Here is an 8,735-nt window from a genome sequence, read left to right as displayed (position 1 = left end):
GGGGGACACCGCTGCGCCGCGGGCGCTCGCGCCCCGTTGCCCGCGGCGGAAGTCGAAGCGCAACTACTCGAAAAGCTCGTTCCTCTCTTGCGGACCGACTCATAAGCGGGATATGGGCATGATCTTCCAGACCGGACGCCCTCGGGCTCGCCAGCAAGGCGTGCCGGTTTTCGACCGAAGGCGATCTCGAGAACAGAGCGTGAGAATGGAAAACCAAGCCCGACGAGCCCATCGAGTCGATCGAGCGGCGTACCGCCGATCTCTCACGGAGCATTCGCGTGAAATCCGATCCGGTAGTTCTTTCCATGGAAATTGACGGCGTTCTCCTCTTAGACAAACCCAAGGGATGCACATCCCATGATCTGGTGGATTTCCTGCGGCGTCGCTTCGGCCTGCGGAAAGTGGGCCACTGCGGCACGCTGGATCCCTTGGCGACCGGGCTGCTCGTCCTCGTTCTCGGCAGGGCCACCCGCATTCAAGATCTCCTCATGGCCGAAGACAAGCAGTACCGCGGCGTGATGCGGCTGGGCCAGATCACGGATACCCAAGACGCCGACGGCCGGATCGTGGAGGAGCGCCCGGTCCGTCCTCTCACCCTTGAGCAGCTCGAAGCGGTCTTCGCAAAATTCTCCGGAGAGTTTCCCCAAGTTCCCCCGATGGTGTCGGCGATCAAGCACCATGGAAAGCCGCTCTACAAGCTGGCTCGGGAGGGAAAGGTGGTGGAACGGCCACCACGTATGGTCCATGTCTTCTCCTACCGGATCCTCGAGTGGAAGTCGCCGCTGGTCGGCTTCGAGATTTGCTGTCGCAAAGGCTTTTACGTAAGGACCTACTGCCATGACATAGGCATGGCGTTGGGATGCGGTGCCCACCTCGCGGAATTGCGCCGGCTCAAATCGGGGAACTTCTCGGTGGAAGAGGCGCTTCCCTTTCCGACGCTGCAGCAGATGGAACACGGAGAGGAGCTCCTGCCATACGTCTTGCCGCTACCCGAGGTTTCCCGCATTCGGAGACGATAGACCGGAGGCAACAACGCAGGCTCGGAAGGCGGCGATTCCATGGGCAACGCAGAGAGAGAGATCTCGACCCTATCGCTTTTCGAAGCTTCCCCGCGGCCGGAAATTCTCCACATCTCGATCGGATTCTTCGACGGGGTTCACCGGGGACACCAGGAAGTTCTCCGCCAACTCCTCTCCCTTTCCTCCGATCCAGCGGCTTGCGCCGTGCTCACCTTCGAGCCTCATCCGCTCGTGGTGATCCGCCCGGAGCAGGCCCCACCCCGGTTGACGACGCCGGAGCAGAAGATCCGATTGCTGGCCGCCGCCGGTCCTCGTTTCGTGCTCGTGATCCATTTCGACCAGAGAGTTCGGGAGACCTCGCCGGAAGAATTCCTGGGGCAGATTGCTCGCATCTTTCCCAACCTACAGACTATCGTCGTCGGAAAAGATTTTCGCTTCGGCCGCGACGCTGCCGGAGACGTGCAGACCCTTCGGGAGATCGGCTCGAAACGAGGCTTTGCGGTTCGGATCGTTCCGCCGCTTTTGGACGGTGGACAACGCGTGGCAAGCAGTCGGATCCGCGAGGCGCTTCTACAGAGGAGGTTCGAGGACGCCGAACGGTGGCTAGGACGCAGTTATTCCATCATCGGCAGGGTCACTTCCGGATCCGGCATCGGCCATCGGCTCGGCAGCCCGACGGCCAATCTTGGCGGAATCACCCAACTCCTTCCTCCCGAAGGGGTCTATGCTTGCCGAGTCCGGATTCCGGAGGAATTTCCTGCAGTAGCCAACTACGGCCGGCGGCCGACCTTCGGATCGGACCCGGATCCCCTTCTCGAGGTTCACTTGCTCGACTTCTCCGGAGACCTGTCCGGTGCCGAGGTCGAGGTGACAGATTGGTATTTCCTGCGCGAGGAGAAGCGCTTCGACAATGTCCCAGAGCTTCGCGCACAGATCGCGGCGGACATCGCTGCAGCCCGCAATCACTTTGCGCAAATACGCTAAGGCAGAAGCCGATGCCCTTCTCGCTCCTGGTTCTTCGGGCTTCCAAGATCCTCTTGCCTCTTTTAATCGGGATCTACTTCTTCCTTGCGGCGATCGACAACATCGAGGATCCCTCCGCGAACTGGATCTATCTCGTCCATGTGCTTTCCATGGACACGGTTCCCGGAGATTCGTCCTTAGGCTGGCGCGCCCTGCACTCGCCGCACGCCTGCCGGCTTATTTTCGGGGGGCTTGTGGCATGGGAGTTGGTCACCGCACTGCTCTGCATGGCCGGGACGGTGCAGCTCCTTCGAGCCTGGTCCGGGAACAGCCAAGAGTTTGTTCGGGCAAAGAGCTGGGCGGTGCTAGGCCTCACCTGCGGACTGATCGAGTGGCTTTTCTTTTTTTTGATTTTGGCCGGCGAGTGGTTTCAGATCTGGCGGAGTCCGTTATCCACGGCGCTCGATGTGGCCGCTCGGATGTTCGCCGTGACAGCGCTCAGCTTGCTCTATTTGACGCAACCGGAAGGATCTCCCGAATCCCGCCCTCCGGAGAGGAACCATTCCTCGTAATTTTTCGGAGGCGAGGCAGCGGAAACAATCGCGATACCGTTTCTGCCGACAGCGGAAGAAGGCGGGCTAAACATGCACCGCGGCGGAAAAGCGGCGGCTATACCGATCGGTGAGCGGATGGTGCCATCCCAAAACTTGAAAGAGAGCACGACAGATCCGCACCAGCTTTCCACCCAGGAACCCCCTCTCCTCTTCCAGAAGGCCAATCCAAAGTTCCATCGCGTCTTCCACCCGTCCGTTCCGAAGAGCCTCCAAACCCTGAAAGTAGCGAGAGAGTCGCGAGTCGATCTCCCCATCCGGTTTCACCGGGGAAAGAAGCGCATTTCCCAACTCCTGAATGGCTTCCGCCAATGGAGGATCCTGGGCAACCACCTCCGACCCGAGCGCTTCCAGCGCCCGCTTTGGATCGGAGCAGACGGTCGAGCGGGCGTAGAGGAGCGAAGCCTCGGGATCGCGCACTCCTTCCGCACGTTCCTGCGCAAGCAATTCCGCAGCCTCCTTGCAATGCCCTTCCGCAAAGAACCGGGCCGCCTTTTCGTAACGGGCAGATCGCGAGATCGGGATCGCCTTTTCCAACCACTTCTCGATCTCGCTTTCGGGGAGAACTCCCACAAATCCGTCCACCGGCTTCCCTCCAACGAAGAGACGGACATCGGGGATGCTATAGACCTCGAATTCCCGCGCTAGTTCGGGCGCCTCCTCGGTGTTGACCTTCACGAGCTCCCAGCGGCCTTTGGCTCGCTCCGCAAGCCGCTCCAACACCGGTCCGAGGATCCGACAGGGACCGCACCACGGCGCCCAGAAATCGACCAGGATGGGGATCGTGCGGCTCTTCTCCAAAACATCCCGAGCGAAGTCCTCGACCTCATTCCTCATCGACATGCGACTAAGATCTCCTATCAATCCGAGTCGGGCAAGAGAACGCTAGCGCTTCCGGCAAAAGTAGATCCCGTCCGCGATCGGCAGAAGCACCCCCTCGATGCGGGAATCCTCCCGCAACTTTTCGTTCAGGCGGCGGATGGACGCCGTATCCGGATCATCGGGCAAGTCGCTCTCAAGAACCCGCCCTTCCCGAAGCATATTATCGAAAAGGAGCACCCCTCCCGTCCGCATTCGCGGAAGAAGCCTTTCGTAGTAGGAGTCATAGCCGGTTTTGTCGGCGTCGACGAAGGCGAAGTCGAAGATCGGCTCTTCCGCAAGACTTTCCAGGCTGGCGAGCGCCGCACCGAGGCGGAAGTCGATCCGGTCGGCCACGCCGGCCCTTCTCCAAAAATCCTGCGCGATTCGAGTCCATTCCTCGTTTTTGTCAAGGCTTATAAGCGTTCCCCCTTCGGCCAAACCGCGGGCGATCGCCAGGCCGCTTGCGCCCGTAAAAGTGCCGATTTCAATCGCTCGACGAACGCGCAATGCCCCGACCAGAACGGAAAGCAAAGCCGCCTCTTCTTCCGGAATCATCATCTCCGCGACCGCGCCGAGCCGGATCGTTGCCTCTCGCAAATCGCGCCAGACCGGGTCTGTCCGGTCGCTTCGGTGATCGCGCACATAAGCGCAAAGAGCATCGTCGAGTCGAATATACTTCTGCAATGCCATGGCGACTCCTCACGACTCTTCCAAGGTTTTGGCTCGGCTCCATGCCGCATCCAATGCGCTTCGCAAGGTCGCCTGCCACTCCTTCTGCTCCAGGACGGTTATGGCCGCATTGGTGATCCCTCCCGGCGTTCGGCTCTCGTGAACCACCTCGGCCGGATCGAGCTCGGTCTGCTTGAGGAGTTCCGCTGCTCCGGAGAAGGTCGACAAAAGCATCCGCCGAGCCTCCGGGGCGGATAGGCCGCGCTCCGTGGCAAACTCTAGCAGCGGGATGAGAAAGGCGCAAAAATAGGCCGGCCCGCAACCGGCAAGCACGGTAACGAGGGGAAAGAATCTCTCCTCAAGCTCGACGGCTACTCCGAAACGCTCAAGCAACTTCTTGGCCTGCTCTCGATCCGAAGCGCTCCAGCCCGGACCGAGGCAATAGGGCGTAACCCCTTGACCCACAAGCGACGGGAGATTCGGCATCGCGCGAAGAATTCGGGCGGAAGGGTCGACCTCCTCGACCATCGACGCCAGGGATACGCCGGCGGCGACGGAAACGATCCATTTGCCCACGGTCGCCGGACGAACCTGGCGCAGAACGCCGACAACCTCGCGAGGTTTGACGCAAAGAAAGACGATGTCGCTTTCTTGAACGAGCTCCCGGTTTCGCTCTTGCGGATAGAGCCGCGCCCGCGGGACCGCTTTGACGAAGGCTTCGCCGCTCTCCCGGGTCCGCGTGGAAGCGACCAGATCCCATGAGTTTTCCCGGTCCCGCAGCAAGCCCTGCGCCAGCGCGCGAGCGATCCGGCCGGCCCCCAAAAACCCTATCTTGATTCCCATCCTGTCCTGCCCGCCCTTTCGCAATACGACCTCCATATTCGCTCGCCCAACTCCTCTCTACTCCGTTCGGCAACGGAGACCGTGACGTGAGCCAGCCGATAAAAGGGCTCTCTTTCCCGCAGCAGCTCCTGAAGAGCCTGTCGGCGATCGACCACGGAGGCCAGAAGAGGCCTGCCCCGGCTCTTGCGAAGTCGAGCCGCGAGAAGATCGACCGGGGCCTCGAGATAAAAAACGATCCCGTGCTCCAGGAGCAGGAGTCGATTTTCGCTGACAACAAACGTGCCTCCCCCGGTTGAGAGGATGCCAGGAGGTTCGGCAAGCACCCAACGCAAGGCCTCCGATTCTTTCTGCCGGAAATACGCTTCCCCTTTTTTCTCGAAGAGAGCCGAGATGGAGCTCTGCTCCCGGCGCGACACGATCCGATCCAAATCATAGATCGGCAGGCCAGATCGGCGAGCCAACCAGCGACCGAGAAAGCTCTTCCCGCAACCCATCATCCCCACAAGCACAAGATGCCGCTGCGCCAAGGCTGCGGAACTGCGGCTCTCTTCCTGCGGCGTCCCGATCCGCTCTTGGGACGAACCGATTCCCTCGGAGAGTATCCTTGCCATGAAAACCAAATTCTCACCGGCGCTTACAAAATTATGGTAAACTTTTTGTCTCGCGCACGATAGGAACGATACGCCATGCCCAACACCTTCGGCCACCTCTTTCGGATTACTACCTGGGGCGAATCCCACGGCGGCGGCGTGGGCGTGGTGGTCGACGGCTGTCCGCCGCGCTTGCCGCTCTCGGAAGAGGATATCCAACGGGAGTTGGATCGACGAAAGCCGGGTCAAAGCCGCCTCACCACGCAACGGAAGGAAGGGGATCGAGTAGAGATCCTCTCGGGCATTTTCGAAGGACGAACCTTGGGCACTCCCATCCTGCTTTGGGTGCGCAACGAAGATGCGCGTCCCGAAGCCTACGAGCAGATGCGGGCAACCTTTCGTCCCAGCCACGCCGATTACACCTACCAAGCAAAATACGGGGTCCGGAATTGGATGGGAGGGGGGCGCGCTTCCGCACGGGAAACCGTGGGCCGGGTGGCCGGTGGCGCGGTGGCCGGACAGTTCTTGCGCCGAGTCTTTCCCTCTCTGGAAGTCGTTGCCTACGTTTCGGAGGTGCACGGGTTTCCGGCACCGGAGCCCCCTTCCGCCTTGAATGCGCAGTCCATCGAGGCCAACCCGCTCCGTTGGCCCGACCCGACCACGCTTTCCCATGCGATCGGGCTCGTGGACGAGGCCCGTAAGGCGGGAGACTCCGTCGGAGGGGTGATCAGCTGCCGCGTTCGCGGCATGCCGGTCGGCTTGGGAGAACCCGTTTTCGACAAGCTCGACGCCGACCTCGCAAAAGCGATGCTTTCGATCCCTGCGGCAAAGGGATTTGAGCTGGGTTCCGGTTTCGCCGGTGCGCGGCTCCGCGGATCGGAGCATAACGATCCCTTTTACTGCGAAGCAGGGAGGGTTCGTACCCGGACAAACTTCAGCGGCGGCGTTCAAGGGGGAATCAGCAACGGGGAGGATCTCTTCTTTCGCGTGGCCTTGAAACCGGTGGCTACAATCTCCCTCCCCCAAGAAACCGTCACAGAGAAAGGTGAGCCGACCGTTCTTCGCGCTCGGGGACGGCATGACCCCTGCGTGCTTCCGCGCGCCGTTCCGATCGTCGAAGCAATGACCCGTCTGGTTCTGGCCGATCACGCGCTCCGGCAGAAGGCGCTCGAATGGGAACCTTTACGATGAGTCCTCTCTCCTTGTCTCAAATGGGGTGGGCGACGGCGCTTCTCTTCGCGAGCTTCCTCCTCGGATCGATTCCTTTCGGTTACTGCATCGGCCGTCTCCGAGGCATCGACCTGCGGACTCAGGGAAGCGGCAACATCGGGGCGACCAATGCATGGCGCATCTTGGGCGCGCGATGGGGTTGCGGGATCTTCGTGCTGGATTTTCTCAAGGGTGCACTGCCCGCGATCGGAGGACTCCACTTCTCCCCGGCCCTCTCCGTTCCCATGACGGATCTGCTCGGCTCGCTCGCCGGCCTCGCTGCCATTCTCGGTCACAATTTCACCCCTTGGCTTCGGGGTCGAGGCGGGAAAGGAATCGCCACTTCGGCCGGTGTTCTGCTGGCATTGACCCCTTGGGCCTTTCTCGTCGTCCTCGGAACCTGGGCCAGCCTCTTTCTCCTCTGCCGGATCGTTTCCCTGGCCTCTCTCGGAGCCGCGCTGATCTTCCCGATCGCGACCGGCCTTCTTTACCCGGGCCGGTCGGTGCTTCTCGCTTTCTCGATCTTCGCCTCGCTGCTGGCCATCCTTCGACATCGGAGCAATATCCGACGCTTGATCCAAGGCCAGGAATCTCGCTTTGGCCGCAAGAACCAAAACGATCTATCCGGCGCATGAACGAAATCGGCCCGAGAGAGGCTCCCGAACGCTCTACGAGCGTCTGCATCTTAGGCGAAGGGCGCTGGGGGAGAGCCGCGGGCGCGATTCTCACCGAGAATGGGCATACGACGTTTTTCGTCCATCATACCTTGACGGCTTGGCCGAGACGCTTTGAGCTCCTCTGCCTGGCCATTCCAGTGCAGCATATCCGGGAGACTCTGCGACGGCTGCCGGCGCCCGCCGTCCCCGTACTCAGCTTGGGGAAAGGATTGGAAATCCGCACCGGATTCCGGGTAACCGAGATCGTGCGTGATGTCTGGGGCACAGATCGGCTCGCCGCCCTTTCCGGACCGAATTTTGCCGCAGAGATTCAGCAAGGCCTTCCCGCTGCGACGGTTGCAGCCTCTCAAGACGAAGCGCTTGCCGCCCGGGTACAGCAGCTTTTCCACAACCGTCGATTCCGAGTCTATCGCTCATCCGATCTTGCCGGAGTGGAAATCGGAGGAGCTTTGAAAAACGTCTATGGAATCGCGGGGGGCCTCTGCACCGGATTGGAGCTTGGGGAAAATGCTTCGGCTAGCCTTTTGACTCGATGTTTAGCGGAAATGACCCGCTTGGGGCTTCGGCTCGGCGGGCGTGCGGAGACTTTCGCAGGTCTGAGCGGCCTCGGAGATCTGATCCTGACCGCGCGAAGTCGGCAGAGCCGTAACTTTCTGCTCGGCTATCACCTGGCTCGCGGCATCTCCTTGAAGGAAGCCCTTGCGAGGATCGGAAGCGTCGTGGAAGGAGTTCCGACCGCCGCTTCGGTTCGCGACAATCTAGCCGTTGCCGACATCAAAAAGCCGGTCGCCGACGAGATTTATCGTATACTATTTGAGGGGAAAGCGATACGTCGCTCCATGCTCGACTTGCTGGAACGCGAAGCCGCCCCGGAAAACGGCTAGGCGAGAGTCGTCGTCTCGCCAAGGGTTGTCATAACCTGTCGCTTTACAGTTGACAGACCATGGAGTAATTCTCGATTGAGAAGCGAGGAGGGAGCCGATTTATGAGCATCGAACGAAAAGTGCGCGTGCTGGCAGGAACGATGATTCTGATCAGCCTTCTTTTGTCGCTCTGGAGTTCCTGGTGGCTACTTTTGACAGCCTTTGTCGGCCTGAATCTTCTCCAGTCGGCCTTTACCGGCTTCTGCCCGGCGGAAAATGTTTTCCGCAAGCTTGAGCAGCGCCACGGTCCGACACAGAGGACTGCCAACTAGGAGCCGACCGGGTCCCATGTCACCCCTTCGTTCGGCAGGGAGTGGCGTTTTGCTCCTATTGCTGGCGAGCGTGGCGACCCCTCGCCTCGCGCTCGCCT

At 60.8% G+C, this 8,735-nt stretch carries 11 protein-coding genes; 7 read left to right on the top strand and 4 right to left on the bottom strand.

Going from position 1 to position 8,735, the window contains the following annotated elements; genetic code table 11:
• Positions 1-305 precede the first annotated feature (305 nt).
• Genes truB through FN369_RS06285 form a run of 3 tightly spaced genes read left to right on the top strand, consistent with a single transcriptional unit; the run spans position 306 to position 2,554 of the window.
• Complete coding sequence (gene truB, locus FN369_RS06295) at positions 306-1,019, top strand: tRNA pseudouridine(55) synthase TruB (RefSeq protein WP_142525340.1); 714 nt, start codon at positions 306-308, stop codon at positions 1,017-1,019.
• 39 nt (positions 1,020-1,058) lie between these two features.
• Positions 1,059-2,003, top strand: a complete 945-nt coding sequence (locus FN369_RS06290; RefSeq protein ID WP_142525339.1) for a bifunctional riboflavin kinase/FAD synthetase — start codon at positions 1,059-1,061, stop codon at positions 2,001-2,003.
• An 11-nt stretch (positions 2,004-2,014) separates the two neighbouring features.
• Positions 2,015-2,554, top strand: coding sequence for a DUF2165 family protein (locus FN369_RS06285; RefSeq protein WP_142525338.1), 540 nt, complete (start codon positions 2,015-2,017; stop codon positions 2,552-2,554).
• 66 nt (positions 2,555-2,620) lie between these two features.
• On the opposite strand, the gene FN369_RS06280 is transcribed toward FN369_RS06285, so the two are convergent.
• From FN369_RS06280 to FN369_RS06265, 4 genes are read right to left on the bottom strand one after another with little or no spacing between them, the layout of a single operon-like run.
• On the bottom strand, positions 2,621-3,430 hold the full coding sequence (locus tag FN369_RS06280; RefSeq protein ID WP_178087718.1) for a thioredoxin domain-containing protein: 810 nt from the start codon (positions 3,428-3,430) through the stop codon (positions 2,621-2,623).
• A gap of 48 nt (positions 3,431-3,478) precedes the next feature.
• Positions 3,479-4,144: an O-methyltransferase gene (locus FN369_RS06275; protein ID WP_142525336.1), complete on the bottom strand. Its 666-nt coding sequence runs from the start codon at positions 4,142-4,144 to the stop codon at positions 3,479-3,481.
• A 9-nt stretch (positions 4,145-4,153) separates the two neighbouring features.
• Positions 4,154-4,966, bottom strand: coding sequence for a pyrroline-5-carboxylate reductase (gene proC, locus FN369_RS06270; protein ID WP_178087717.1), 813 nt, complete (start codon positions 4,964-4,966; stop codon positions 4,154-4,156).
• Positions 4,951-5,577, bottom strand: a complete 627-nt coding sequence (locus tag FN369_RS06265; protein ID WP_142525334.1) for a shikimate kinase — start codon at positions 5,575-5,577, stop codon at positions 4,951-4,953. Before FN369_RS06265 ends, proC begins: the two co-directional genes overlap by 16 nt.
• Before the next feature lie 75 nt (positions 5,578-5,652).
• Between FN369_RS06265 and aroC the strand changes: the two genes are divergently transcribed.
• The 4 genes from aroC (at position 5,653) to FN369_RS06245 (ending at position 8,637) form a co-directional block, all read left to right on the top strand.
• Positions 5,653-6,747 (top strand): chorismate synthase, encoded by a 1,095-nt coding sequence (gene aroC, locus FN369_RS06260; protein WP_142525333.1) that lies wholly within the window; start codon positions 5,653-5,655, stop codon positions 6,745-6,747.
• Positions 6,729-7,400, top strand: coding sequence for a glycerol-3-phosphate 1-O-acyltransferase PlsY (plsY, locus tag FN369_RS06255; protein WP_142525332.1), 672 nt, complete (start codon positions 6,729-6,731; stop codon positions 7,398-7,400). The genes aroC and plsY overlap by 19 nt, the downstream gene beginning before the upstream one ends.
• Positions 7,397-8,326: an NAD(P)H-dependent glycerol-3-phosphate dehydrogenase gene (locus FN369_RS06250; protein WP_142525331.1), complete on the top strand. Its 930-nt coding sequence runs from the start codon at positions 7,397-7,399 to the stop codon at positions 8,324-8,326. The genes plsY and FN369_RS06250 overlap by 4 nt, the downstream gene beginning before the upstream one ends.
• A gap of 101 nt (positions 8,327-8,427) precedes the next feature.
• Entirely contained in the window at positions 8,428-8,637 is a 210-nt protein-coding gene (locus FN369_RS06245; RefSeq protein WP_142525330.1) for a YgaP family membrane protein, read from the top strand.
• Positions 8,638-8,735: the final 98 nt, after the last annotated feature.

The sequence above is a fragment of the Methylacidimicrobium cyclopophantes genome (assembly GCF_902143385.2).
GTDB classification, from domain to species: domain Bacteria; phylum Verrucomicrobiota; class Verrucomicrobiia; order Methylacidiphilales; family Methylacidiphilaceae; genus Methylacidimicrobium; species Methylacidimicrobium cyclopophantes.
The sequence above is the reverse complement of the archived record's forward strand: the minus strand, read 5'-3'. Positions and strand labels throughout refer to the sequence as shown.